This window comes from Polaromonas jejuensis NBRC 106434 (assembly GCF_001598235.1).
GTDB classification, from domain to species: domain Bacteria; phylum Pseudomonadota; class Gammaproteobacteria; order Burkholderiales; family Burkholderiaceae_C; genus Polaromonas; species Polaromonas jejuensis.
In genome coordinates, this window is record NZ_BCYO01000007.1 from 187,144 (window position 1) to 209,863 (window position 22,720).

Genomic DNA, 22,720 nt, shown 5'->3' on the forward strand with positions numbered 1-22,720 from the left:
CCGACAGCCAGCGTTGCCACCCGAATGACCTCTCCCGATCGCCAGCCGCCCGCAAATCTCAAGGAGCTGTTTTCCTTCCGGCTCAACGTGCTGGCCTACCTGTCCAGCAAGATCGCCGCCCTTGTCAACGAACAGGAGTTCGAACTCGACTCTCGCGAGTGGCGAATCATCGGCCTGCTTGGCGCCTTTTCTCCTTTCTCGCTGCAGGCACTAGCCCGCGAGGTCAATGTCGACAAAAGCCAGGCCAGCCGTATCGTTTCCGCCTTGATCCAACGCGGCCTCCTGCAACGCGGCGCCGACGAAAATGACGGCCGCGGCGTGCAGCTGTCCCTCACGCCGCAAGGTAAATCCGTCTACCGCAAGGTCTTTCCCAAGGCCGTCAAACGTAATGAGGCCTTGCTCTCAGTGCTCAGCGAAGACGACCGGCAATGCCTCGAGCGCATCCTGGCGCAGCTGACCGACCGGGCGGGCGAAATGCTGGACGAGGCGCGACAGAAGGCGACAAAAAATAGACACAGTACCTGACGGCTATGAACCAAGAATCAGCACATTCAGGCAGATGATGCCAATCTGGAGCCAAACTCTCGCTGTTACGGCAGGATTACGAGGTTTGGCTAGCACAGCAAGGAGCACGGTGATGGCCCGATATAGCGAAATTACCGAAGAAGGCAGCACCAACGTCTACGCCGACCTGGGTTATGGCGACGCGGCCGAGATGCAACCCAAGTCCCAACGCGCGGGCGAGATCGCCCGCGCGATCAAAGCACGCCGTCTGACGCAAGACGGTGCCGCCGCGTTGCTCGGCATCGATCAGTCGAAGGTGTCGCGCATCACTCGAGGACAGTTCCGCGGCGTCAGCGAAGCGAAGCTGCTGGAACTGGTGGCCAAGTTGGGCCACGAAGTGACGATTGTCGTCGGCCCCGTGCGGCGGCGCGCCGGAAAAAACGAGCTGCAGTTCGCCTGATCTATCGTCTGCCCTGTGGTGCTCGCTCCATCAGACGCTGGTCTCGGTCGTTACGCTGAAATCTTTGAGGCGGTCGTGCGCGAGCAGATAGCGGTGAGAGGCAACGAAGTACCGTGATCTACCCAATGATTGGCAGCGTCCATCGATGAGCCGCGTTGAAGAGACCGCCTATCCCCGGTTGCACGACGAAATAGCCGACAGGGAATTGGATCGGCTATCCCTTCCTATGTTGTACCCATGCCGCTATGCCTTCGGCCTCATATGCTAACAATTCAACGGCCATGGCCACTTGTAAGCGCGCCAATGCAGGTATTTCGGTTGGTCGCGCCTCATCGCCTACACAGTTGCCATCGGCCGGCGCTCGAGTGACAGGTATGCGCTCGCCGCACGAGTGGCTGCTCCTGGCAGGGTGCGGGTGCTGCAATCATTGAAATCATCGCCACATTGCCGACATTCGACTTGCAGAGCTCGGTGACCGGTTTGGAGCGCCCAGTTCGAAAATCTCTACAGCCGCTGTCAGTCTTGACCTGCCCCTTGATGCACACGCTCGGATGGCCGAACGAACGGGCGCAGGGGATCTCTTTTTTGGCAGTTGGCGTGTCTTCCAGCTCGATGCACGATGTCCCCCTGCAGCTCGCGCTCGGTGCTCGCCAAGTCCCCTGATCGGCGCCCGCGCATGATGGCCGGACTAGCGCTACATTGGGGTTATGTGCTCCAACTACCGTCCTGTGACACGGTCTGATCGATTGCTGTGTCGGTGTGTTGAGGTCTGTCGTTCTGGATACGCGCCACGCTTCCTTCCCACACTCGGTCACCCTCATGCAGTTGCGCTTCCTTCCCACACTCGGTCACCCTCATGCAGTTGCGCTTCACTTCGCTCGCGGTGGTCAACTCGCGGGAGGACTTGCACCTCCGGGAGTGCGCCCATGCTGGGCGCACAAGAAAAACCCTGCCAGCTTTCGCCAGGCGGGGTTTCCATTTTTGAAACGTGGATTCAAGCGATGCGATGGTCGTCCTGATGCTTTTCCTCGGGTTTGGTGTCCCGAGTAACCATCCAGATGCCTCCGATCACAACCAGTCCGGCCACGATGCTCAGCACCAAGATGTCCATCTCATTCTCCTTTGCTCGCAAGAGCTCCTATCTAAAATAGTAGCGTACCCCCAGAAAATCAGGGCGCCTATTTTGAACAACACGCAGCCAGTGTCCTACTGATCTGTGAACGAGGTTGAGCGCAAACTCAAAGACCTGAGAACCGATGAACACCAGCGCTTCCGGCCGGTTCGAATCAACCGGTACTGGATGCGGTGCACCGGGGAAATGCTGCCGTCAAAGGGGAACCTCGATCAGCCTGCCATGGTCTTCGCTTCGACTACACACGGCATCACGCCAACAGAGCCTCCAGAGCAGCTGCCTGCTTTTCAAAGTCCGCTGGCCGACGCTGGCTAAAGGTCTGCAGGTTGCCCACTTTCCAGCGCAATGCCGGTAACTCGGCGGCATGCGGACATTGGAGCAAAGTCCAGTCAGGCTGTGCACGGGCCAGACCAATCAGGAACTGCTTGTGCTGTCCCGTCAGCCGTCGCGAAAGTTCCTCGCGCAGCCTGGTACGGGTTTCCAGCAGGACCTCAAGACTGACTGGCTCGGTGGTCATGCCGACGAAATTCTGATGGTATTCATGGGCGATGTCTTTTTCATTGCCGAACAGCACTTCGTGGGTGGGCCGGTTATGCCCAGCCAAGTAGGTCACAAAGCATTCCACAGCCGCGTCCGACAAGCCGCCAGACTCGAACATCTTCAACACGTCGAACAAGTCGCGCGGATGCTGGCGGTCCATGGCCGCGACCAGTTTGCTCCCATACAGCTCCGCCGGTGCCAGGACTGGCAGTTCCAGCGCCACGCTGAACAGGCCGGCTGTCTTCGGGCTCAAGGGATGGCGCTCGACCGGAAGAACCGTGCCGCGAAAAACCACGTTGACTTCGACTTTTACCTGGGATTCGGCGTTCTCGATCAGCAGCTTGGTGTCGCCGAGATCCCTGGAGTTGACCTTGCGTGTGGTCAGGTCCAGTCGGACCAGGCGACCGGCAATGGCGTCGAGTTCGTCGCTGATGGCTTTCAAGGCCTGCTCGCGCGGGGTCTGCCAAGGCGTGTAGACCACATCGATATCGACCGAAAGCCGAGGCATGTCCTGCACGAACAGGTTGATGGCGGTACCGCCCTTCATGGCGAAGATGGCGTTGGCGAACACATCGGGTGCTGCGGTCAGCAGCAGGCGGACCGTATCGGCGTAGGCTTTATCCATGAGGCTTGAGACTCAACAGGTTGCCATCTTTCATGCGGGTGATCCATCGTTTGTCGCTGCCGACGGGCAGCGTGTACTGCTTTTGCAGGGCTTCCACATCGACAACGTTGGTTTCCCGTGCCCAGGTCTGGAACAGGCGAACGGTTTTGACGCTGGTACAGGACTGCAGTAGCTCGCCCAGAACATCTTTGCGCAGGTTGCGTAGACCATCGAACAGGTTACGCGCCTCCTCCAGTCCCTGATGCGTGCCTACCTCGTAAAGCAGTTCGAGGACGGCGCGCTCCGGGACCGATACGCGCAAGCCATCAGTTACGCCGGGCGGCGTGGTCAGACTGTTGTCGGCAAGTGTGCTGTCCGGCCAGTTGAACAACCTGGCCGACAGATAACGCGATGGAAATCGGGAGGTAAACCATGCGGGCAGCGCGAAGCGCACGTCACCCCACAACACTAAAGCCTCGCGCGTCGCGAGGTTGTGGCGCACGCCCTGAAGCGTCAGTGCGCTCCTGCCTGCCACATGCAGGCCAACGACACGGGTTTGCAGGAGCTTGATCGCGCCATGCGCGCTCAGGGTGTCACCGGCAAACGCATAAACGCCTTGGCCCAACCGGTCCAGCCAGCCGCTTTCAGCGTAGTGGGCCGCGAGTTGGGCAGACACACCGATACGCTCCAGAGTGGCCAGATCGAACGGCATCCCGCGCGGCAGACTGGTCTGGAGCTTCTTGATTAGAGCGTGTCGTCGAGTTCTATCCATATGCTAAAAATAGCACAATTTCTAATCAATCTCAAGAATCATGATTGAATTAATCATGATTTTTAGTGTTTTGTACTACTTTTAAGACATTATCCAATCAAAAATCATCACTTTGACTCTCAACAAAGACGAGCTAACCAGTGTCCGTAATGTCCACTACTCTTATGCGAAGTTCGATCAAAAGATTGGACAACCAGACCCCGATGGCTAAGACCCCGTCAGCCGCCCTCCTCAAAGCGTGAACGCGGTACTTTAGTTTTCAGCGCCGCCCGCATATTTCACGCTCCCCCTGTACGGTCTGATTTGCCTGCGCGCAACTGGCGCAGCAGCCCAGAGTCCTGGGCGGTTCGGTCTTCATGCATCACTTTGCTAGCCCACTGAGCAAGCATTTGCTGTGACATCGACTCGCGGCCGATAACATTACTTCGAAAGGCAGGTCGAATCATGCTCTGTCCCTGCTTGAAGCGGTAGAGCAAGCACAGCCATCAGACGGGTGTTCCTAGTCAGATGCGCAGTCCCGTCGAAAGCGGTATTGAACGAATCCACCGCTGAAAGCCATGACGATGGATGGCCGTCATTTTTTCAATGGTTCGCTCTGGTCAAAACCTCCACAAGGGAGGTTTTTCTTTTTGCTGCCCGCATCGGCGCCTACACGCCGAAAGTTGCACCGCGTTAACTACAGCAGTAATTCGTCTATTTTCGTTACACTTTGGACTACTCATTACACTTGGTTGCTGCAACGCAAGTCCTGAACAGAATTCTTGGCGAATTCGCTCGCAAGTCATTTGTTCAGCCCATCGGTCCCCGTGAATGACAAAAAAAATGAGTCGACGCTTGATGAGATATCTGGCCCGGCGCGGCCTGACTGGGATGCTTGCCGTCGTGGCCGCAACTGCCGGCGCGGCAGACGAACGATTTGACATTGCACGTTTCCAGGTTGATGGCAACACGCTTTTGAGCGCGTCGGAGGTCGAGCGCCTGCTCGGGCCGCTGACCGGGCACGAGCGTGCGTATGGTGATGTACAGCTGGCGATCGAAGCACTGGAGCAGGCCTACCGCCAGGCTGGCTATACAGCCGTGCAGGTGTCCGTGCCCGAGCAGGAATTGACTGGCGGCACCGTGAAGCTCCAGGTGACGGAAAGCGTGATTTCGTCGATCACCATCAGCGGCAACCAGAATTTCGACGAGAACAACATCCGCGCCAGCCTTGCGCGGCTGCGGGTGGGCCAACCCCCAAGCCTGCGCGAGATATCGGAGTCCATCCAGCTGGCCAACGACAACCCGGCCAAGCAAGTCAGCGTCACCCTGGGTGAAGGCGCCAATCCCGGCGCTATCGACGCCAAGGTCGCGGTGACCGACAACAACCCGTTGCGCCTCATCGCCACGCTCGACAACACGGGCTCGCCGTCCAGCGGCCGCTGGCGCACCGGCGTGGCGCTGCAGCATGCCAACCTGTTCAACCGGGACCAGGTCGGCACGCTGGCCTACACCACGTCGCCCGACAGCCCCTCGGGGGTGCACGTGAACCTGTTCTCGGTGGGTTACCGCAGCCCTCTGTACGGCATGGGCGACAGCGTGGACTTCATCTACGGCAAGTCCAGCGTCAACTCCCCCGCCTCGTCGCCCACGCTGGGCGGCGCGCTGGGCTTCACCGGCAAGGGCGACATCTACGGCCTGCGCTGGAACCATTTCCTGGGCCGCAACGGTGAAAGCACCGCAAAGCTTGTGCTGGGCCTGGACCACAAGCGGATCGACTCCCGCTGCGAGGTGGGCGGCGTGGCGGTAAGCATAGAGCCGCCGACGCCGCCTATCGCCGCCTGCGTTCCTTACGAAACAACGCCGCTCAGCCTTACCTACAGCAGCCAGCGCGAAAGCGTCGATCAGGTGACCGCCTTCAGTGTCGGCTTGTCGCGCAACCTGCCAAGCGGCACGCGCTATACCAACCTGGATGGGCGCACCGACAGGTATTCCTTCCTGACGCCCGGCAACCGCAGCACACGCGACGACTTCATGGCCCTGCACGGCAGCGCATCCCTCTTCAAGGGCTTTGCCAGCGGCTGGCAGGCACGCCTGGCCGGGAGCGCGCAATACACCGACACCCCGCTGGTCGCCAGCGAGCAGTTCGGCCTTGTCGGCTCGGCGCTGGTGCGAGGCTTCCAGGAGCGCGCGGTCGCGGCCGACAGCGGCATGGTTGTCAACGCCGAAATCTATACGCCGGAACTGGCCGCCATGGCCGGGCTACCCGGCCAGCTGCGGGCGCTGGTTTTTCATGACGCGGGCTATGGCGCCAACAGCCAGGCAGCCGGCACCGGCGTGCCGCGCAGCGTCACCGTGTCCAGCATGGGCGTGGGCCTGCGTTATGGATGGGGGCGCGACTTCGCGGTGCGCCTGGACCTGGCCCGTGTCAACAACGCGGGCACCTCGGCGAGCGAGAAGCGCGGCGACTGGAACGCGCACCTGAGTGCGACGCTTGCATTCTAAATAAAGAACAGAAGGGGTATCTCATGCACCCGCATTTCAAACGCCAGTCCCTGAGCCTGCTCGCCGCCGCCCTGTTCACGGCAACGAGCACGCAGCTGTTCGCGCAGTCCCTGCCGGCGGGCGCCTTGCCCACGGGCTGGAGCGTCGCTTCCGGCAATGTCTCCATCGCACAGAACGGCACGACGCTGAACATCAACCAGGCCACGCCCCAGGCACTGGTCAACTTCTCGACCTTCAATGTCGGCTCGGGCGCGCTGGTCAACATTCGCCAGCTCAACAGTTCTTCGGCGCTCCTGGCGCGCACGACGGGCGGCGACCCGTCGCAGATCTATGGGCAGATCAAGGCCAACGGCGCGTTGTGGCTGATCAACCCGGCCGGCATCATGGTGGGTGCCGGTGCACGCATCGACGTGGGCAGCTTTATTGTGAGCACACTCAATGTCAGCGACAGCGATTTCCTCGCGGGCCGCCTGACCTTTAAAGCCGGCGGCACGCCCGGCGAGCTGCGCAACGCCGGAACAATCAATGCCGCGAGCGGCGGCAGCATCTACCTGGTGGGCCCCAAGGTCAGCAACACGGGCACGCTGAATGCACCTAACGGCGAAGTGCTGCTGGCCGCCGGGCAGACCGTGCAGCTCGTCGACACCGGCACGCCCGGCGTTTCGGTGGCGATCACCGGCGTTCCCGGTGAAGTCCGCAACCTGGGCCGGATCACGGCAGAAGCCGGCCGCATCGGCCTGGCCGCAGGCCTGATCGCCAACAGCGGCAGCATCAATGCCTCCAGCGTGGTGCGCGAAGGCGGCCGCATCTTCCTGCGGGCGTCGGGCGACCTGGCCACATCCGCAACTTCCGACATCAGCGCCAACGGCCGCAGCGGCGGCCAGGTGGTGCTGTATGCCGATGGCGCCGCACACATAGACGGCAATGTCTCGGCCACCGGCAGCACCGGCCCGGGCGGCTATGTCGATACCTCGGGCCGGCGCATGCTGGACGTCGTCAACGCGCCTGTGGTGGGCCGGGGCGGCGAGTGGCATATCGACCCGCTTGATATCGAGATCGTCGCCGCCGGCCCTGACAGGGCGGTCACCAGCGGCAACGCCATCGTCTCTACAGAAACCGGTGCCCAAATCAGCGCCGGCACCATCGTCACGCAGCTCGACCTGGGCACCAACGTGAGCATCACCACGGGCAGTCCCACGACCGCGCTGGGCGATATCACCGTGTCTGCAGGCATCAACAAAACCGGCAATGTGGATTCGGCGCTGACGTTGAACGCCAGCAACAACATCATCATCAACGCACCCATCACCAGCAGCAACAGCAAGCTCGCCCTCAACCTCAAGAGTAACTACCAGGGCAATTCTCCGGTAATGACAGGCCATGCGGTACAGCTCAACGCCAACATCGACCTGAATGGCGGTGCGCTCAATGTGTCGGAGGGCACGATGGGCGCTCCCAACGGCACGCTCAACGTTGCCGCAGGCGGGAGCGTCTACCTGAACCAGGCAACGTCAACACTCAATGCCGCCACCGTCAACGTGCTGACCGGCGGCAGCCTGTACCTGGCCGGGGCGGGTGCCTCGGTCTCAGGCATTCTGAACAACAGCGGCACCATCGTGAAGAACGGCGCCGGCTCCACTTCTCTTTCGCTGGCCAACCTTGCGGGCGGTACTGTCCAGGTCAACCAGGGCGAGCTGGACGCGGGCTTGTCCGCCTCCAACCCCAACAATGGGGCCATCGTGCTGCAAGCCGGCGCCACGCTGGGCAGCGGCCAGGCGGACCTGTACAACAACGGCAGCATCAGCGGCAGCGGCGTCATCGCCCTGGGCGGCAGTGCCACACTGTTCAACAACGGCACGGTGTCGCCCGGCACCAGCGCGGCGCTGGGCAGGCTCACCGTGCAAGGCAATTACAAGCAAGGCAGCACCGGCGTGCTCAACATCAAGCTGAGCGGCACGGGCAGCAGCCAGTTTGACTTGCTCGACATCGACGGCTCAGCCGGCCTGGGCGGCACGCTAAACCTCAGCACGCTGGGCACCTTCGCATCGGCAAGCGGCGCTTTCGCCGACATCGTGTTCGCGCGTAGCCCCAGCAACAGCGGGGCCTTCAGCCAGGTCAATCTACCGCCAGCCTCATCCAGCAACGGCGGCCCGATTTTTTCTGTCTCTTACCCGGGAAGCGGAAATTCAGCCGCGAGAGTCACGGCGGCCTTTGCCCCAGCCCTCGGCACGGCGAGTGGGCCGATAGCCTCCGCTCTCAACAGCACCGTCAACATCATCAACTCAATCCTGAGCAGCCCCATCGGCCCATCACCCCTGACCAGCTCCGGCCCCCAGATCGGAACTGCGGGCGGCAGCGCTACGGACAACCAGAAATCCGCCAAAGACGACGGAAAGCCTTCCTCAAAAGCGCAGGATGAAAAACTTATCGCAAAAACGGACCCCGTGAAAAAGATGTATTGCAACTAAGGAGCGGCAAATGAAACCGCTTACACACCTCATCAAACTGCTGCCCCTGGCAGTCCTGCTCCTGGTGGCGCAAGACGTACACGCCCAGGCCGTCGGCTCGGTGGCCACCCTGTCGGGTCTGCTGGTGGCCAAAGACATGAACGGCAAGGCCAGAGTGCTGGCCGTGAATTCCCAGGTCAGGCAGGGCGACACGCTCATCACCGAACGCAATACCTATGCCCTGATGAAGTTCGTGGACGGTGCCGAACTCACCCTGCAGCCTGAATCCACGCTGGTGTTGACACGCTACACCTACGATGCGGACAAGCCGCAGCAGGACAAGGTCGAGCTGAACCTGGTACAGGGCGGCTTTCGCAGCGTCGCGGGGCTGCTGGGGCAGCGCAGCCAGGACGCCACCGTGGTCACCACGCCCATGGGAACGCTGCAGGGAAGCGCGTCCATGATTGTTTCCCTCACGCCGCCTTGAATGGCCGCCTCCTCACTGCCGGACCACTTCCACATACAGCGAGAACTTCCATGAAAAAATTACCCATCGCCTTGTTCGCAGCCCTGCTTGCAGTCCTGCACGGTGCACCCGTCTTCGCGCAGGTGCCCACTCCTTCCCAGGGCAGGGCGCCGGGTTTATATGTGCAAGTCCTCGATGGCCTGATCCATGTCACCAACCCGACTGGTACGACGAACTTTTCCGCCGGGCAGTTTGGGTATACAGCCTCCATCAAACAACCGCCGGTTATCGTGCCGAAGAATCCGGGGATACAGTTCACCCCGCCACCAGCATTCAACCAGTCGACCGGGCCCGGCGCAAGCACTGGCCCCGCCAAGTCGAACACTGTTGATTGCGAAGTACGCTAGTACTGCCCGGCAGGCCATTGAAGTAACGAATGGCCGTCAGATAGCCGAGCCAGCCGGTGACCGGATTCTTCCGCCCTCCGGGTCAGGCCGGCCTTACCGGTGGGTGCCGTCAGACGGGTGTTCCTGATCAGGCATGATGAAAGAGTCTTCCCACTGCACCGCGAAATTGTGGTCGGCGTTGTCCTGCACGATGCCTGAGCCGGTGCTGAGCGGGTCGAAATTGGTAAAGCGTATCTTGCGGTTGCGCTCCAGCTTGGCCTGCAGGCGGCCCGCGGCGCAGGGCTCAACCGGCGGTGGGTTCGGCGGCGCGGCTGGCCAGCACCTTGTCTATGCGTTTGCCGTCCAGGTCCAGCACCTCAAAGCGCCAGCCGGCACACTCGACCTTCTCACCAGTCGCCAACAGCCGGCCCGACACGCTTTGAAGCAGGCCGGCCACCGTGTTGTAGCGCCCCTTTTCCTCTTCGGGCAGCTCCCTGATGTCCAGCCTGGCCTTGAGTTCAGACACCGGCATCACGCCGTCGATCAGCCAGCTGCCGTCCTCGCGCTCGATCGCCCAGGCGTCCACCTGCGCGCCGGGCTGCAACTCGCCGGTGATGGCCTCCAGCATGTCCATGGGCGTCACCAGGCCTTGCACCACGCCATATTCGTCGACCACAAACACGATGCGGGTGGACCTGGCGCGAAACTGCTCGAGCAGTTCCATGCCTGTGAGCGTTTCAGGCACAAACACGGCGGGTACGGCATAGGCATCAATGCGGTCGGTGGCCATCGGCGTTGTCGCTGATTCGTGGCCCGTCGCTGGCGGCTGAATCTGGCAATGCAGGGCGAGCAAGCTGGCCACATTGACCACGCCCACCACATCGTCCAGGCTGCCCCGGCATACCGGGTACCACGAGTGCCCGGTCACGCCAGCTTTTTCAATGGCTTGGGCCACGCTGTCGGAGGCATCGAGCCACTCGATATCGGAGCGCGGCAGCATCAGCGAGGTCAGCAAGCGGTCGTCGAGCAAAAACACGTTCTGCACCATCTGGTGCTCATGTTCTTCGATCAGCCCGGCATCGACGCCCTCTTCAAGGCTGGCGGCAATTTCCTCTTCGGTCACGGACCGGCCGGCGGCGTTGTCGACGCGCAGCAGCTTGAGCGTGGCATGGGTGCTGATTGAGAGCAGCCTGACAAAAGGCTTGGCGCCGCTGGCCACCCACATCATGGGCCTGGCGACCAGACGGGCGACGGTTTCGGGGTAGAGCTGGCCAATCCGCTTGGGCACCAGTTCGCCAAACACGATGGTGATGAAGGTAATCACCGTGACCACGATCGCCGTGGCTGAAATTTCGGCGGCCCGCTCGGACGGGCCAAAGCCCTGTATCCAGACCGACACGCCACTGCTGAAAGCCGCTTCGCCAATAATCCCGTTCAGCATGCCTATGGAGGTAATGCCCACCTGCACCGATGACAGGAATTGCGTGGGGTTGTCCAGCAGGCCCAGAGCCGCTTGCGCGCCCCTGTCCCCCGATTCGGTCATGGCGGTGAGCCGCGCCTTGCGGCTGGAGGCCAGCGCCATCTCCGACATGGCAAACACGCCATTGAGCAACGTTAGAAAGGCGATAAGGAGGAAATCCATGAATCCAGAGGCAGAATGAACACCATGGCACTTTACTGTATCGGCGACCTGCAGGGTTGCAATGACCCCTTTCAACGCCTGCTGCAAAAGATTGATTTCTCACCCAGCCGGGACACCCTGTACCTGCTGGGCGATCTGGTCAACCGCGGCCCGCACTCGCTGGCCGTGCTGCGCCACCTGAGCCGCCTGGGCGATGCCGCGCAGTGCCTGCTGGGCAACCACGACCTGCATCTGCTGGCCTTGTGGCAGGGCATGGGCAAGCTGCACCGCAGCGATACCGCGCAGGACATCCTGCAGGCCAGTGACCGCAGCGCCCTGCTGGACTGGCTGTGCCACCGCAACATGGCGATTCACGCACACGGCTGGCTGATGGTGCATGCCGGCGTGCTGCCGCAGTGGAGCACCGCTAAAACCCTGGCACTGGCCGCCGAGGTGGAGCATGCGCTGCGCGGGCCCGACCTGAAAGGGTTTTTGAGCAAAATGTATGGCAACACCCCCTGCCAGTGGCACGACAGCCTGCAGGGCGCGGACCGGCTTAGGGTGGTGGTTAATGCGCTGACGCGCTTGCGCTTTTGCACCCCGCAAGGGGTGATGGAGTTTGCCACCAAGGAGGGTGCGGAGGCCGCGCAGCAGGGCTACCTGCCGTGGTTTGATGTGCCGGGGCGCCAGACCGAGGGCACGCCGGTGATGTTTGGCCACTGGTCAACGCTCAAGGCGCAAGATACCCTGAATACCGGCAGCCAGCTGCTGCCGCTGGACACCGGCTGTGTGTGGGGTGGTTGCCTGACGGCCGCCAGGCTGGGGCCGACGCCAGCCGAGTATGAGCTGATCTCTGTGGCCTGCGCCCAGGCGCAAAACCCCATACCTTAACCAGGGCGCCTGGACTTGGGCTAGCCTTGGGCTTTAGCTGGCGGTCTTGAACAGTGCCGCGATTTTTTTCTTCGGCTTGATGTTGGCCGACACACCGCTGCGCGCAGGGCTGGCCTTGGCGGCCGCTTCCCAGGATGGCTGCAGGTCTGCAGAGGCGCTGGGTTCGTAGGGCTGGTCAAAAAATGGATCTCGCGGTGCTGCGGGCTGGCGATACGGGGTGTACTCGCGGCGCTCCCGACGTTCCGGCCTTTCACGCCCAGCGCCGTCCTCGGCTTCGCGGTACATGCGGCGACCATCGTTGATGCGGCCCTGTTCCCTGATGCGCGGCAGGTCTTCCTCGAATTCGACGGGCTCCAGCTCGATCTTGGTCTTGATCAGCTTTTCAATGTCGGCCACCAGGCGCTGGTCGCTGCCGGCCACAAAGCTCACCGCCAGGCCCGATGCGCCTGCCCGGCCGGTGCGGCCAATGCGGTGCACATAGTCTTCGGCGTTGAAGGGCACGTCGAAGTTGAACACCGCCGGCACGTCCTTGATGTCCAGGCCGCGGGCCGCCACGTCGGTACAGACCAGCAGGTCGACTTCGCCTTTCTTGAAGGCATCCAGGGCCTTCAGGCGCTCGTCCTGGCTCTTGTCGCCGTGCAGCGCGGTGGTCTTGAGACCTTCACGCTCCAGCGAGCGGGCCAGGCGCGCGCAGCCCAGCTTGCTGTTGACAAAGACGAAAGCCTGCTTCATGCCGCGCTGGCGAAGAATCTGGTGCAGCGCGCGGCGCTTGTCGTCGGCGCCCACGCTGTAGAAATGCTGCTCCACCGTCGAGGCCGTGGCGTTGGAACGCGCGACTTCAATCGTCACCGGGTCCTGCAGGTAGCTGTTCGCCAGGCGTTTGATTTCAGGGGAGAAGGTGGCCGAGAACAGCAGCGTGATGCGCTGCTTGGGCAGGTAGCTCAGAATGCGCTGCAGGTCAGGCAAAAAGCCGATGTCCAGCATGCGGTCGGCTTCGTCCAGCACCACATACTCCACCTGGTTCAGCACGGTGTTTTTGGCTTCGATGTGGTCGAGCAAACGCCCCGGCGTCGCCACCAGCACCTCAACGCCTTTTTTGAGCTCAGCCGTTTGCGGCTTCATGTCCATGCCGCCAAACACCACGGCACTGCGCAGGCTGGTGTGCTTGGCGTAGAGCTTGACCTGTTCGGCCACCTGAACGGCCAGCTCGCGAGTCGGCAGCAGCACCAGCGCCCGCACCGGGTGGCGCGCGGGCGAGGTCGACGCGTTTTCGTGCTTCAGCATGCGCTGCAGCAGCGGTAGCGAGAAAGCCGCGGTTTTGCCGGTACCGGTCTGCGCGGCGCCCATCACGTCCCGGCCCTGCAGAACGACCGGAATGGCCTGCTCCTGGATGGGCGTCATGGTTTCGTAGCCCATATCGGCTACGGCGCGGGCCAGCGGTTCCGCCAGCGATAAATTCGAGAAAGAGGATGTCATTTAGCCCTCTATTGTCGCACTTTGGGCCAAATACCCCTTTTTACCGCTCAAGCAAACCGGCAACATCCCGCCAGGCTCGGCCCGACTCGTGGCTGGCCATACGCATGCCGCTAGCATATTCATAGCTACCTGCGCCCTACCCGTCTTGGCTAGAGCATGATTTCCTATAAATTCCGGGCGCTGAAGGTGTCGCAGGCCTTGATACTGCCGGTTTTCAGGCCGGTGTTGAACCAGCGCTGGCGCTGGGCGCTGGTGCCGTGGGTAAAGCTCTCGGGCACCACGGCACCGCCACTGCTGCGCTGCAGGGCATCATCGCCAATTTTGGCCGCTGCATTCATGGCGGACTCGATGTCACCGCCCTCCAGGATCTGGCGGGAATTGTTGGCGTTGTATGCCCACACGCCGGCAAAGCAGTCGGCCTGCAACTCCAGCCTCACGCTCAGCGCGTTGTATTCGACCTTGCTGACCCGGCCGCGCATCTGGTCCATCTTGGCGCTGATGCCCAGCAGGTTCTGCACATGGTGACCCACCTCATGCGCAATCACATAGGCCTGGGCAAATTCGCCAGGCGCGCCCAAACGGTTTTTCAGGGTTTCGTAAAAACCGAGATCGATATAGACCTTCTGGTCGGCCGGGCAGTAAAACGGCCCCATCGCCGCCTGGCCCTGGCCGCAGGCGGTTTGCGTCGCGCCACGGAACAGCACCAGGTGCGGCTCCTTGTAAGTGCCGCCGGCCTTGGCGAACACATCCTTCCAGACATCCTCGGTGTCTGCCAGCACGGTGGAGACAAACTTGGCCATGTGGTCATCGGCCGGCGGCCGGTGCGCGGGCCTCTGCGGCTGTTGCTGCTGCACCTGGGCGGTCGGCGCGCCGCCGCTGAGCAGGTTCAGTATCGTGAGCGGATTGATGCCTAAAACCCAGCCGCCCAGCAAGGCCACCACAATGGTGCCAATGCCTATGCTGCGGCCGCCCAGCAGGCCGCCGCCGCTAAAACCGCCGCCCCCGCCCCCCTCGTCATCGCGCCGGTCTTCGACGTTGTCGGATTCCCGATTGCCTTCCCACTTCATGGTCGCTCCTGATCGCCCATCCATTCCGGGCAAAATGTCTTTGCCACCCCTGCAGCCCGTGCAAAACTCTCCGCACGGGCCAGAAGGCAGCGCATGCGCCGACTTTACTTGAGCGAGCTTGGCCCGGCGGAACAAAATTGAAGCCCGATGTATCTATTTTTCATGCGTTTTGCCGCTTTTCGCCATTCCGCGATGTCCGCCCTGTTTTTCTCGCCGCGGCTGGGCTTGGCGCTGCTGGTCGCGGCCTTGCTGAGCGCCTGCGCCGGTCCGATCACGACCCGGGTCACCAGCTTTAACCAGTGGCCCGGCGATGCGGCCGGCAGCACCTTCAGCTTTCTGACCCCGGTGGACAGCAGGCGCGAACTCGAGCAAGCCACCTACGAGAGCCATGTGCAGGCCGCGCTTGAAGCGCAGGGCCTGAAGCGCGCACCGGCCGGGCAGCTGGGGCGCATTCAGGCCGACGTGTCGTTCACCGGCTACAGCGAGCAAAAAACCTACCTGCAGCCGGTTTACCTGGACAACTATGTCTTTGTGCCGCCTTTCCGCGATGCGAGAGGCCGGGTTTTCCCGGGCTTCTGGACAGCGGACCCCTGGGGGCCGCGCTATGTCGGCGACCGCCAGGTGAGCTATACCCTGCACACCAGCAGCTTGCGGCTACGCCTGCTGGACACCCAGGCAAGCCCGCCAGGCAAGCCCCGCTCCGTGTTTGAATCGCAGGCCGTGTATGAAGGCGAGAGCGGCGACCTGCCGCTGCTGGTGCCCTACCTGGTGCGTGCGGTGTTTGATGAGTTTCCGGGCCAGAACGGACAGGTGCGAACGGTGGAATTCGACAGAAAAACCGGCGCAATGATCAAGAAATAGCCGGCAGGCGGTTCGCCGTTAGCCGCCCGGCACACCCATTCAGCATGCCCATGCCGGGACACTTCACAATGTCGGCATGAGCACGGCTTTTTCGCTTCACCGCGTACTACTCACCGGCTTTGATGCGTTTGGCGAGGCCAGAGATGCCCCGATGCCGCTCAATCCGAGCTGGTTGGCCGTGAGCGCACTGCATGGCCAACAAATCGCGGACCATCAAATCGTCGCAGCGCAACTGCCCACCGTGTTCAATACGTCGCTGATGGAGCTGGCACGCCTGCTGCGCCTGCACCAGCCGGCCCTGGTGATTTGCCTGGGCCTGGCGGGCGGGCGAAGCGCCCTGTCCCTGGAGCGCGTGGCCATCAACCTCGACGACGCCCGCCTGCCCGATAACGCGGGCAGGCAGCCGGTTGATACGCCCATCGTGGCGGGCGGCCCGGCCGCGTACTTCAGCACGCTGCCCATCAAGGCCATGCTGCAAGCCCTGCAGGCAGCGGGCCTGCCTGCAGAGGTGTCACAAACCGCCGGCACCTTTGTCTGCAACCATGTGTTTTATGGCCTGATGCATGCGCTGGCCACGCAGCAGGGTTTCAAGCACGCACGCGGCGGCTTTATCCATGTGCCCTATGTGCCCGGCCAGGGTGAGCCCAGCCTGGCGCTGGACGACATGGTGCGCGGACTCCGACTGGCTGTGGCCACCGCGCTGGCAACGCCCCGGGACATGGCACTGGGCGCCGGCGCCATCAGCTGACCGGTTCTGCCGCGGCCTGCGGCGTCACAGGCGTGAATGAGAGGATTATTGGCGTGTCGCCAACGAAGCGGCCAGAATGCCGGGCATCTGACGCACGGCCGGTTTCGCCACAAACTCAATGCCAGGGGCTGTGGCCACAGCCCGCACTGGCTGGCCGGTGTCAAGCCCGGAGACGGGATCAGCGGCTGCCTGCGCCTGCTGGATGCAGCTGAGGCGCGCCGGCCCCGCGCTGCGCTCATAGCAGGAGGCTATCGCCATTCCCACAGACGCGTGGCGCGCGTCTCGCAGTTGCGCTTTCTCCATCTGCCTGTCCACGACCAGGGCCATGGCCACAAGTTGGCAAAGCATGACCAGGAATGCGGCGATACCGAGCCAGGTCTTGCAAGACAATCCGTCAACTTTGTTCAGATGCTCAGAAGACATGGCTCACTCCCTCTTCGTCGGTGTGATCTCATGCTATTGCCGCGCTTCAAAATGCCATTCGGTACTTTCCCCATGCCGCTGTAGGATAAATACGATGACACCCCGGGCGGGCGGCTTGCCATTGCCGCAGCCCCCCCCACCGCCGCGGTTACCGTGCCAGCGCGGACGGCGCTGGCGCTGCCCGGCTGATCGCCTGATCCTCAGGCCTTGGGCAAGGTCACCCCGACCTGACCCTGGTACTTGCCGCCGCGGTCCTTGTAACTGGTCTCGCAGACCTCGTCGCTTTCAAAGAACAGCACCTGGGCGCAGCCTTCGCCGGCGTAAATCTTGGCGGGCAGCGGCGTGGTGTTGGAGAACTCCAGCGTCACATAGCCTTCCCATTCGGGTTCGAAGGGCGTCACGTTGACGATGATGCCGCAGCGCGCATAAGTGCTTTTGCCCAGGCAGATCGTCAGCACATTGCGCGGGATGCGGAAATACTCGACGGTGCGGGCCAGCGCGAAGCTGTTGGGCGGGATGATGCAGCTGTCGCCATGAAAGTCGACAAAGCTCTTTTCGTCAAAATTCTTCGGGTCCACCACCGTGCTGTGGATGTTGGTGAAAACCTTGAATTCGGGCGCGCAGCGGATGTCGTAGCCGTAACTGGAGGTGCCGTAGCTGATGATCTTGTGGCCGTCGCGCTGCCGGATCTGGCTGGGCTCGAAAGGCTCGATCATGCCGGTGGTTTCGGCCATGCGGCGTATCCATTTGTCGCTTTTGATGCTCATGCGGAAGGTTCCTTGCGTTGCCCGTGATTGTAGGCAAGCCGACGCCAGGGAAAACCGGCTCTTTGCCCTCATCCGGCAGGCGGCCCAGAAACAAGGCCTGACGCTAGCAATTAAATAGCTTCCTGCGCCCGTCCTGCCTGGGCTGGAGGCCGATTTGACCCCATATTTCTCCGTACAGCGGCTAGCCGGCGCTACCGGCCTGGGAAATCACGGTTTTCTCAATCAGCCGGTCGTCGCCCAGCACGATCAGGGCAAACAGCAGTTCGTCGAGGCTGGCGGCCTGGGCGGTTTTGCGGGCCAGCAGCGGCGTGGCCTGCGGGTTGATCACGACAAAATCGGCTTCGCAGCCGGGCTGCAGATTGCCTACCACGCCTTCAAGGCCCAGCGCCCGGGCCGCGCCGGCCGTGTGCTGCCACCAGAGCTGCTGCGGCTTGAGCGACAGGCCCTCTTTGCCCTGCCCCTGGCGGCCCACGTAATAGGCGGCGAGCATGGTGTGAAACGGGCTGAAAGAGGTGCCGCCGCCCACGTCGCTGGCCAGGCCGTACATGAAACCCGCGCGGTCGGCGCTGGCGTAGTCAAAAAAGCCGCTGGCCAGAAACAGGTTGCTGGTAGGACTGACGGCCGCCGCCGTGCCGGTGCTGCGCAGCAGCGCACGGTCTTCGTCGTCCAGGTGGATGCAGTGCGCGTACACGGCGCGCGGGCGCAGCAGGCCGAACGCCTCGTACACGCTCAGGTAGCTGCGCGCCTCAGGGTAGAGCTGGCGCACCCAGGCGATTTCGTCCTTGTTTTCGGCCACATGGGACTGGATCCACACCTCGGGATATTGGGCGGCCAGCTCGCCGGCGCCGCGCAATTGCGCCTCGCTGCAGCTGGGCACGAAGCGCGGCGTGATGGCATAGCCCAGGCGGTCCACGCCATGCCAGCGCCGGATCAATGCCTCGGTATCGATCAGGCTTTGCCCGGTCTCGTCGCGCACACCGTCCGGGGCGTTCTGGTCCATCAGCACCTTGCCGGCCATCAGGCACAACTGGTGTTTTTGCGCCTCGGCAAACAGCGCGTTGACCGATTCCGGGTGCGAGCTGGCAAAGGTCAGCGCCGTGGTGACGCCGTTGCGCAGCAGCTCCGCTATGAAAAACGTAGCTACCTGGGCACTGTAATCGGGGGCGGAGAAGCGTTTTTCATGTGGAAAGGTGTAATTTTCCAGCCACGGCAGCAAACCGTCGGCGGGCGAACCGATCACGTCCAGCTGCGGGTAGTGGATGTGCATGTCCACAAAACCGGGCGCGATGATGCGGCCCGGAAAATGCTCGATGGGCACCTCGGCAAAGCGCGGCGCCAGCTGGGTATACGCCCCCACCGCCTGCGCCACCTGCCGGCCCTGGGCATCGGGCCCGACCACCAGCAGGCCGTCGGCCTCATACACGGCCTGGGCAGGGCCAGTGAAATACAGGATGGCGGCGCGGTAGGCTTTCATGGCCGCTAGGTTACCCCAGCCACCGCGCGCGGCGATATGCAAAACCCGATAAGGTGTATCGCCCCGTCACCGGCTCATGGACTCAACGGCTCACGCGGCAGCCGTCACCCAGCGAGGCGCGCCAGACGCGCACCGAGGCAAGCCCGGGCAGGCGGGCATCGAGCTTGCGGAAAATGAACTGGCAGAGGTTCTCCAGCGTGGGCGGGCCCAGGCCCTCAACCTCGTCGAGCAAATGGTGGTCCAGCTGTTCGCGCAGCACGGCGATCTCGCGCCGCACCAGGCCCAGGTCCATCACCATGCCGGTTGTCGGGTCGGGCTGGCCGGCGACGAAGACCTCGGCGTTGTAGGTATGGCCGTGCACCCGCTTGCTGCCGTCGGCCTCGATGGCGCGCTTGAGGGTGTGCGCCGCATCAAAATAAAAGGTCTGGCTGATCTCGCAATGCATGGCTTCGTCCTTAGCGTCGTATTTCATCGGATGCCCGTGATCTTGTGGGTCTGCAGGCTGAGCCGCCAGGCGGGCCGCGCCAGGCACAGCTGGATGCAAGCCTCGGTGTTGCGCAGCCGTTCGGGACTGTCCATGGGCTGCAGGTAGCGGTGCGTGAAGCGGGCGGCCTCCAGCTCGGCCAGATCCAGGCGCGGCTGGGGCCAGACCACCTTGAGCTCCTGGCCTTCGCGCTGCACCCAGGGCGCACCGGCCTTGGGGCTGACGCAAATCCAGTCTATGCCCTCGGGGGCGGCAATCGTGCCGTTGGTCTCCACCGCAATCAGGAAACCGCGCGCGTGCAGGGCCGCTATCAGCGCGGCATCGACCTGCAGCAGCGGCTCGCCGCCGGTCATCACCACGAAGCGGTGCGCCGTATCGCCGGCGGGCCACTGGGCTTCGATCTGGCGCGCCAGCGCGTCGGCTTCGGCAAACTTGCCGCCCAAGGTGCCGTTGGTGCCGACAAAATCCGTGTCGCAAAACTGGCAGACGGCGCCGGCCCTGTCCTGCTCGCGGCCGGACCACAGATTGCAGCCGGCGAAGCGGCAAAAGACGGCGGGGCGACCGGCGTTGGCGCCCTCGCCCTGCAGCGTGTAAAAAATCTCTTTGACCTGGTAACTCATGGCTGTCTTTTCTGGAATTTTCTGGAATAAGTGATGCCGGCCTCACCCACGCAGGGGTTGAACCGGCAGGTGGCAGTTAGTTGGGCAGCTTGCCCTGCACGCCCTGCACCAGAAAATTCATGGCCAGAATCTGCTCGTCGGACAGCGCGGTTCCGGCCAGTATCGCTGGCGTGCCAGCGTTGCTCATGATGGGCGCCTTGCCCGCTGCAAACGGGTGCAGCTTGCCCGTGGCAATGTCGCGCTGGCGTGCCAGCACCTCGTCGACGACTTTTTTCGGCACCTTGGGGCCGAAGCCGTCAACGCGGATCATGCCTTCCTTCACGCCGCCCCACAGCCTGGCGCTTTTCCAGCTGCCGTCCAGCACCGCCTGGGCGCGGCGCGTGTAGTAGCGGCCCCACTGGTGCGTGACGGCCAGCACCTGCGCATCGGGTGCGGTCTTGCGCATGTCGGAATGGTAGGCAACCGCCAGCTTGCCGCGCTCCTGCGCGGCGCTCATCACGGCCGTGGAGCCGGTATGAAACGCCATCAGCTCCACGCCCTGGTTGAACAGCGTCATGGCCGCTTCACGCTCGCGCGGCGGATCGAACCAGGTGCCCAGCCAGACCACCTTGACCTCGGCCCCGGGGTTGACCGAGCGCATGCCCAGCGTGAAGGCATTGATGCCCTGGATCACCTCGGGAATCGGAAAGCCCGCCACATAGCCGGCGCTGCTGGCCAAACGGCCGGCCGCGATACCGGCGAGGTAACGGCCTTCGTAATAGCGGGCATTGGCGACGGCCACGTTGGCCGCCGTTTTGTAGCCGGTGATGGATTCGAACTTCACGTCCGGAAAGTCCTTGGCCACCTTGAGCGTGGGCTCCATATAGCCAAAGCTCGGCGTAAAGATCAGCTGGTTGCCCTGACCGGCGAGGTCGCGGATCACGCGCTCGGCGTCTGCGCCCTCGGCCACGTCCTCCACATAAGTGGTTTTGACTTTAGCACCCAGCGCCGCCTCGACGGCCTTGCGGCCCTCCTCGTGCTGGTGCACCCAGCCGGCCTCGGTGACCGGCGTGACATAGACAAAGCCGATTTTGAGCGGCCCTTTTGCAGGCGCGGGAGATTGAGAAAAGGCGGGGAATATAAAACAAGCGGCCGCGAGCACGGCAGCGAGGTTTTTATACATGGTAGTCCTCTACATGGCCCCGGAACAAGCAAAACACCAGCGCGCCGAGACAGCACGCTGGTGAAGCCGTATTTTAATACCTCAGGCCGGGCGACTGCCGGCGATACGCCGGAAAGCCCGCATCAGCGGGGGAATGGCCGGTGCAGCGCACACTCCGGGTTAAGCCGCACGCCGAAACCCGGCGCATCCAGCGCGGAGGCTTTCATGCGGCCATTGACCGGCACCGGCTCGTCCAGCAACTGCGGGTGGAACATAGGCACCACCTCGTCGGCCTTGGGCGCCATCATCAGGAATTCGGCAAACGGGCTGTTGTGGCGGGTGATGACAAAGTGGTAGCTGTAAACCGAGGAGCCATGCGGCACCACCAGCTTGCCGTGCGCGTCGGCGAGGTTGGATATCTTGATCAGCTCGGTGATGCCGCCGCACCAGCCCACATCGGGCTGCAGGATGTCGCAGCAACCCATCTCCAGCAGCAGGCGAAAGCCCCAGCGCGTGGCCTCGTGCTCGCCCGTGCTCACCAGCATGCCGCGCGGCACGTTGCGGCGCAGCTCGGCGTAGCCCCAGTAGTCGTCGGGCGGCAGGGCTTCCTCGATCCACTTCAGCTTGTATTCGCTGGCCGCCTGGGCCAGGCGCGTGGCGTACTCCACGTCCAGGCTCATCCAGCAGTCGAGCATCAGCCAGAAGTCGTCACCGACGCGGCTGCGCATATCAGCCAGCATGTCGATGTTTTTCTTAAAACCATCCTCGCGCTCGGCCGGGCCGTGGTGCAGCGGCATCTTGCCGCCTATGAAGCCCATCTGCTTGGCCAGATCGGGGCGAGCCCCCGTCGCGTAGAACGTCAGTTCGTCACGCACCGGGCCGCCCAGCAGTGCATGCACGGGCTCCTTGCGGACCTTGGCCAGCAGGTCCCACAACGCGAGGTCAACGCCTGAAATGGTGTTGATCACGATGCCCTTGCGACCGTAGTACAGCGTGGCGTTGTACATCTGGTCCCAGATCTTTTCGATGTCGGTGACCTTGGCGCCTTCGATGAAGCGGGCCAGATGCTTCTCGACGATCCAGCAGCCCAGCTCGCCGCCGGTCGTCACCGAAAAACCCACCGTGCCGTCGCTGGCCTCGATTTCCACCACCAGCGTTCCCAGCACGTTGATGCCGAAACTCTGGCGGCTCTGGCGGTAGGCGGGGTACTTGCTCATCGGCGTGGCGATGTGGTCGTCGATCCAGTGGCCGCCACCCTGGTCGTGGTAGTCGGCCCCACCGCCGCGCAGGGTGAAGGCGCGCACGTGTTTGATGGTTGGCATGTTGCTCATGGTTACTCCTTGCTTGGGTTTGTC

The 22,720-nt window shown here is 62.8% G+C and carries 22 protein-coding genes; 10 read left to right on the forward strand and 12 right to left on the reverse strand.

What is annotated here, in order from left to right; genetic code table 11:
• Nucleotides 1-24 precede the first annotated feature (24 nt).
• Nucleotides 25-525, forward strand: coding sequence for a MarR family winged helix-turn-helix transcriptional regulator (locus tag PJE01S_RS11185; RefSeq protein ID WP_068833680.1), 501 nt, complete (start codon nucleotides 25-27; stop codon nucleotides 523-525).
• Nucleotides 526-637: 112 nt separating this feature from the next.
• The gene (locus tag PJE01S_RS11190) at nucleotides 638-964 is read left to right on the forward strand and encodes a helix-turn-helix domain-containing protein (protein ID WP_068833681.1); all 327 of its coding nucleotides are present in this window, start codon (nucleotides 638-640) and stop codon (nucleotides 962-964) included.
• Between the two features lie 1,382 nt (nucleotides 965-2,346).
• On the opposite strand, the gene PJE01S_RS11195 is transcribed toward PJE01S_RS11190, so the two are convergent.
• Complete coding sequence (locus PJE01S_RS11195) at nucleotides 2,347-3,261, reverse strand: nucleotidyl transferase AbiEii/AbiGii toxin family protein (protein WP_068833682.1); 915 nt, start codon at nucleotides 3,259-3,261, stop codon at nucleotides 2,347-2,349.
• A complete protein-coding gene (locus PJE01S_RS11200) occupies nucleotides 3,254-4,012 on the reverse strand; it encodes a type IV toxin-antitoxin system AbiEi family antitoxin (RefSeq protein ID WP_068833683.1) in 759 nt (252 codons plus the stop codon). Before PJE01S_RS11200 ends, PJE01S_RS11195 begins: the two co-directional genes overlap by 8 nt.
• 532 nt (nucleotides 4,013-4,544) lie before the next feature.
• Here PJE01S_RS11200 and PJE01S_RS25135 point away from each other — a divergent pair.
• The 5 genes from PJE01S_RS25135 (at nucleotide 4,545) to PJE01S_RS24485 (ending at nucleotide 9,813) form a co-directional block, all read left to right on the forward strand.
• Nucleotides 4,545-4,688: a hypothetical protein gene (locus tag PJE01S_RS25135; protein ID WP_157090293.1), complete on the forward strand. Its 144-nt coding sequence runs from the start codon at nucleotides 4,545-4,547 to the stop codon at nucleotides 4,686-4,688.
• 194 nt (nucleotides 4,689-4,882) lie between these two features.
• Nucleotides 4,883-6,493, forward strand: a complete 1,611-nt coding sequence (locus PJE01S_RS11205; protein ID WP_068833684.1) for a ShlB/FhaC/HecB family hemolysin secretion/activation protein — start codon at nucleotides 4,883-4,885, stop codon at nucleotides 6,491-6,493.
• Between the two features lie 23 nt (nucleotides 6,494-6,516).
• Nucleotides 6,517-8,961: a two-partner secretion domain-containing protein gene (locus PJE01S_RS11210; RefSeq protein WP_068833685.1), complete on the forward strand. Its 2,445-nt coding sequence runs from the start codon at nucleotides 6,517-6,519 to the stop codon at nucleotides 8,959-8,961.
• Between the two features lie 10 nt (nucleotides 8,962-8,971).
• Nucleotides 8,972-9,427 (forward strand): FecR family protein, encoded by a 456-nt coding sequence (locus PJE01S_RS11215; protein WP_068833686.1) that lies wholly within the window; start codon nucleotides 8,972-8,974, stop codon nucleotides 9,425-9,427.
• Nucleotides 9,428-9,477: 50 nt separating this feature from the next.
• Nucleotides 9,478-9,813, forward strand: a complete 336-nt coding sequence (locus tag PJE01S_RS24485; protein WP_245660728.1) for a hypothetical protein — start codon at nucleotides 9,478-9,480, stop codon at nucleotides 9,811-9,813.
• A gap of 283 nt (nucleotides 9,814-10,096) precedes the next feature.
• On the opposite strand, the gene PJE01S_RS11220 is transcribed toward PJE01S_RS24485, so the two are convergent.
• Nucleotides 10,097-11,434: a hemolysin family protein gene (locus PJE01S_RS11220; RefSeq protein ID WP_068833687.1), complete on the reverse strand. Its 1,338-nt coding sequence runs from the start codon at nucleotides 11,432-11,434 to the stop codon at nucleotides 10,097-10,099.
• Between the two features lie 24 nt (nucleotides 11,435-11,458).
• Between PJE01S_RS11220 and PJE01S_RS11225 the strand changes: the two genes are divergently transcribed.
• Nucleotides 11,459-12,304 carry a symmetrical bis(5'-nucleosyl)-tetraphosphatase gene (locus PJE01S_RS11225; protein WP_068833731.1) on the forward strand — a complete coding sequence of 282 codons (846 nt, stop codon included), beginning with the start codon at nucleotides 11,459-11,461 and terminating at the stop codon, nucleotides 12,302-12,304.
• 33 nt (nucleotides 12,305-12,337) lie between these two features.
• On the opposite strand, the gene PJE01S_RS11230 is transcribed toward PJE01S_RS11225, so the two are convergent.
• On the reverse strand, nucleotides 12,338-13,780 hold the full coding sequence (locus tag PJE01S_RS11230) for a DEAD/DEAH box helicase (protein ID WP_068833688.1): 1,443 nt from the start codon (nucleotides 13,778-13,780) through the stop codon (nucleotides 12,338-12,340).
• A 164-nt stretch (nucleotides 13,781-13,944) separates the two neighbouring features.
• Complete coding sequence (gene ypfJ, locus PJE01S_RS11235) at nucleotides 13,945-14,847, reverse strand: KPN_02809 family neutral zinc metallopeptidase (protein WP_068833689.1); 903 nt, start codon at nucleotides 14,845-14,847, stop codon at nucleotides 13,945-13,947.
• A gap of 192 nt (nucleotides 14,848-15,039) precedes the next feature.
• Between ypfJ and PJE01S_RS11240 the strand changes: the two genes are divergently transcribed.
• Both PJE01S_RS11240 and pcp read left to right on the forward strand, forming a co-directional pair.
• Complete coding sequence (locus PJE01S_RS11240) at nucleotides 15,040-15,708, forward strand: DUF4136 domain-containing protein (RefSeq protein ID WP_245660730.1); 669 nt, start codon at nucleotides 15,040-15,042, stop codon at nucleotides 15,706-15,708.
• Between the two features lie 76 nt (nucleotides 15,709-15,784).
• On the forward strand, nucleotides 15,785-16,456 hold the full coding sequence (gene pcp, locus PJE01S_RS11245; protein ID WP_068833691.1) for a pyroglutamyl-peptidase I: 672 nt from the start codon (nucleotides 15,785-15,787) through the stop codon (nucleotides 16,454-16,456).
• Between the two features lie 45 nt (nucleotides 16,457-16,501).
• Here the strand turns inward: pcp and PJE01S_RS11250 are convergent, their stop codons facing one another.
• The 7 genes from PJE01S_RS11250 to rhmD form a co-directional block, all read right to left on the reverse strand.
• Nucleotides 16,502-16,879, reverse strand: a complete 378-nt coding sequence (locus PJE01S_RS11250) for a hypothetical protein (protein ID WP_068833692.1) — start codon at nucleotides 16,877-16,879, stop codon at nucleotides 16,502-16,504.
• Nucleotides 16,880-17,079: 200 nt separating this feature from the next.
• On the reverse strand, nucleotides 17,080-17,646 hold the full coding sequence (gene dcd, locus PJE01S_RS11255; RefSeq protein ID WP_068833693.1) for a dCTP deaminase: 567 nt from the start codon (nucleotides 17,644-17,646) through the stop codon (nucleotides 17,080-17,082).
• A gap of 181 nt (nucleotides 17,647-17,827) precedes the next feature.
• Nucleotides 17,828-19,120, reverse strand: a complete 1,293-nt coding sequence (gene guaD, locus PJE01S_RS11260) for a guanine deaminase (protein ID WP_068833732.1) — start codon at nucleotides 19,118-19,120, stop codon at nucleotides 17,828-17,830.
• Nucleotides 19,121-19,202: 82 nt separating this feature from the next.
• The gene (locus PJE01S_RS11265; RefSeq protein ID WP_068833733.1) at nucleotides 19,203-19,565 is read right to left on the reverse strand and encodes a 6-pyruvoyl trahydropterin synthase family protein; all 363 of its coding nucleotides are present in this window, start codon (nucleotides 19,563-19,565) and stop codon (nucleotides 19,203-19,205) included.
• A gap of 23 nt (nucleotides 19,566-19,588) precedes the next feature.
• Nucleotides 19,589-20,224: a 7-carboxy-7-deazaguanine synthase gene (queE, locus tag PJE01S_RS11270; RefSeq protein WP_068833694.1), complete on the reverse strand. Its 636-nt coding sequence runs from the start codon at nucleotides 20,222-20,224 to the stop codon at nucleotides 19,589-19,591.
• A 76-nt stretch (nucleotides 20,225-20,300) separates the two neighbouring features.
• The gene (locus tag PJE01S_RS11275; RefSeq protein ID WP_068833695.1) at nucleotides 20,301-21,386 is read right to left on the reverse strand and encodes a BMP family ABC transporter substrate-binding protein; all 1,086 of its coding nucleotides are present in this window, start codon (nucleotides 21,384-21,386) and stop codon (nucleotides 20,301-20,303) included.
• A gap of 122 nt (nucleotides 21,387-21,508) precedes the next feature.
• The gene (gene rhmD / locus PJE01S_RS11280) at nucleotides 21,509-22,696 is read right to left on the reverse strand and encodes an L-rhamnonate dehydratase (RefSeq protein WP_068833696.1); all 1,188 of its coding nucleotides are present in this window, start codon (nucleotides 22,694-22,696) and stop codon (nucleotides 21,509-21,511) included.
• Between the last annotated feature and the right edge of the window lie 24 nt (nucleotides 22,697-22,720).

Excerpts from the sequence above, each read along its gene's own strand:
- PJE01S_RS11185 (WP_068833680.1), top strand. The coding sequence starts at position 25 with ATGACCTCTCCCGATCGCCAGCCGCCCGCAAATCTCAAGGAGCTGTTT.
- PJE01S_RS11190 (WP_068833681.1), top strand. The coding sequence starts at position 638 with ATGGCCCGATATAGCGAAATTACCGAAGAAGGCAGCACCAACGTCTAC.
- PJE01S_RS11195 (WP_068833682.1), bottom strand. The coding sequence starts at position 3,261 with ATGGATAAAGCCTACGCCGATACGGTCCGCCTGCTGCTGACCGCAGCA.
- PJE01S_RS11200 (WP_068833683.1), bottom strand. The coding sequence starts at position 4,012 with ATGGATAGAACTCGACGACACGCTCTAATCAAGAAGCTCCAGACCAGT.
- PJE01S_RS11205 (WP_068833684.1), top strand. The coding sequence starts at position 4,883 with ATGCTTGCCGTCGTGGCCGCAACTGCCGGCGCGGCAGACGAACGATTT.
- PJE01S_RS11210 (WP_068833685.1), top strand. The coding sequence starts at position 6,517 with ATGCACCCGCATTTCAAACGCCAGTCCCTGAGCCTGCTCGCCGCCGCC.
- PJE01S_RS11215 (WP_068833686.1), top strand. The coding sequence starts at position 8,972 with ATGAAACCGCTTACACACCTCATCAAACTGCTGCCCCTGGCAGTCCTG.
- PJE01S_RS24485 (WP_245660728.1), top strand. The coding sequence starts at position 9,478 with ATGAAAAAATTACCCATCGCCTTGTTCGCAGCCCTGCTTGCAGTCCTG.
- PJE01S_RS11220 (WP_068833687.1), bottom strand. The coding sequence starts at position 11,434 with ATGGATTTCCTCCTTATCGCCTTTCTAACGTTGCTCAATGGCGTGTTT.
- PJE01S_RS11225 (WP_068833731.1), top strand. The coding sequence starts at position 11,459 with ATGGCACTTTACTGTATCGGCGACCTGCAGGGTTGCAATGACCCCTTT.
- PJE01S_RS11230 (WP_068833688.1), bottom strand. The coding sequence starts at position 13,780 with ATGACATCCTCTTTCTCGAATTTATCGCTGGCGGAACCGCTGGCCCGC.
- ypfJ (WP_068833689.1), bottom strand. The coding sequence starts at position 14,847 with ATGAAGTGGGAAGGCAATCGGGAATCCGACAACGTCGAAGACCGGCGC.
- PJE01S_RS11240 (WP_245660730.1), top strand. The coding sequence starts at position 15,040 with ATGTCCGCCCTGTTTTTCTCGCCGCGGCTGGGCTTGGCGCTGCTGGTC.
- pcp (WP_068833691.1), top strand. The coding sequence starts at position 15,785 with ATGAGCACGGCTTTTTCGCTTCACCGCGTACTACTCACCGGCTTTGAT.
- PJE01S_RS11250 (WP_068833692.1), bottom strand. The coding sequence starts at position 16,879 with ATGTCTTCTGAGCATCTGAACAAAGTTGACGGATTGTCTTGCAAGACC.
- dcd (WP_068833693.1), bottom strand. The coding sequence starts at position 17,646 with ATGAGCATCAAAAGCGACAAATGGATACGCCGCATGGCCGAAACCACC.
- guaD (WP_068833732.1), bottom strand. The coding sequence starts at position 19,120 with ATGAAAGCCTACCGCGCCGCCATCCTGTATTTCACTGGCCCTGCCCAG.
- PJE01S_RS11265 (WP_068833733.1), bottom strand. The coding sequence starts at position 19,565 with ATGCATTGCGAGATCAGCCAGACCTTTTATTTTGATGCGGCGCACACC.
- queE (WP_068833694.1), bottom strand. The coding sequence starts at position 20,224 with ATGAGTTACCAGGTCAAAGAGATTTTTTACACGCTGCAGGGCGAGGGC.
- PJE01S_RS11275 (WP_068833695.1), bottom strand. The coding sequence starts at position 21,386 with ATGTATAAAAACCTCGCTGCCGTGCTCGCGGCCGCTTGTTTTATATTC.
- rhmD (WP_068833696.1), bottom strand. The coding sequence starts at position 22,696 with ATGAGCAACATGCCAACCATCAAACACGTGCGCGCCTTCACCCTGCGC.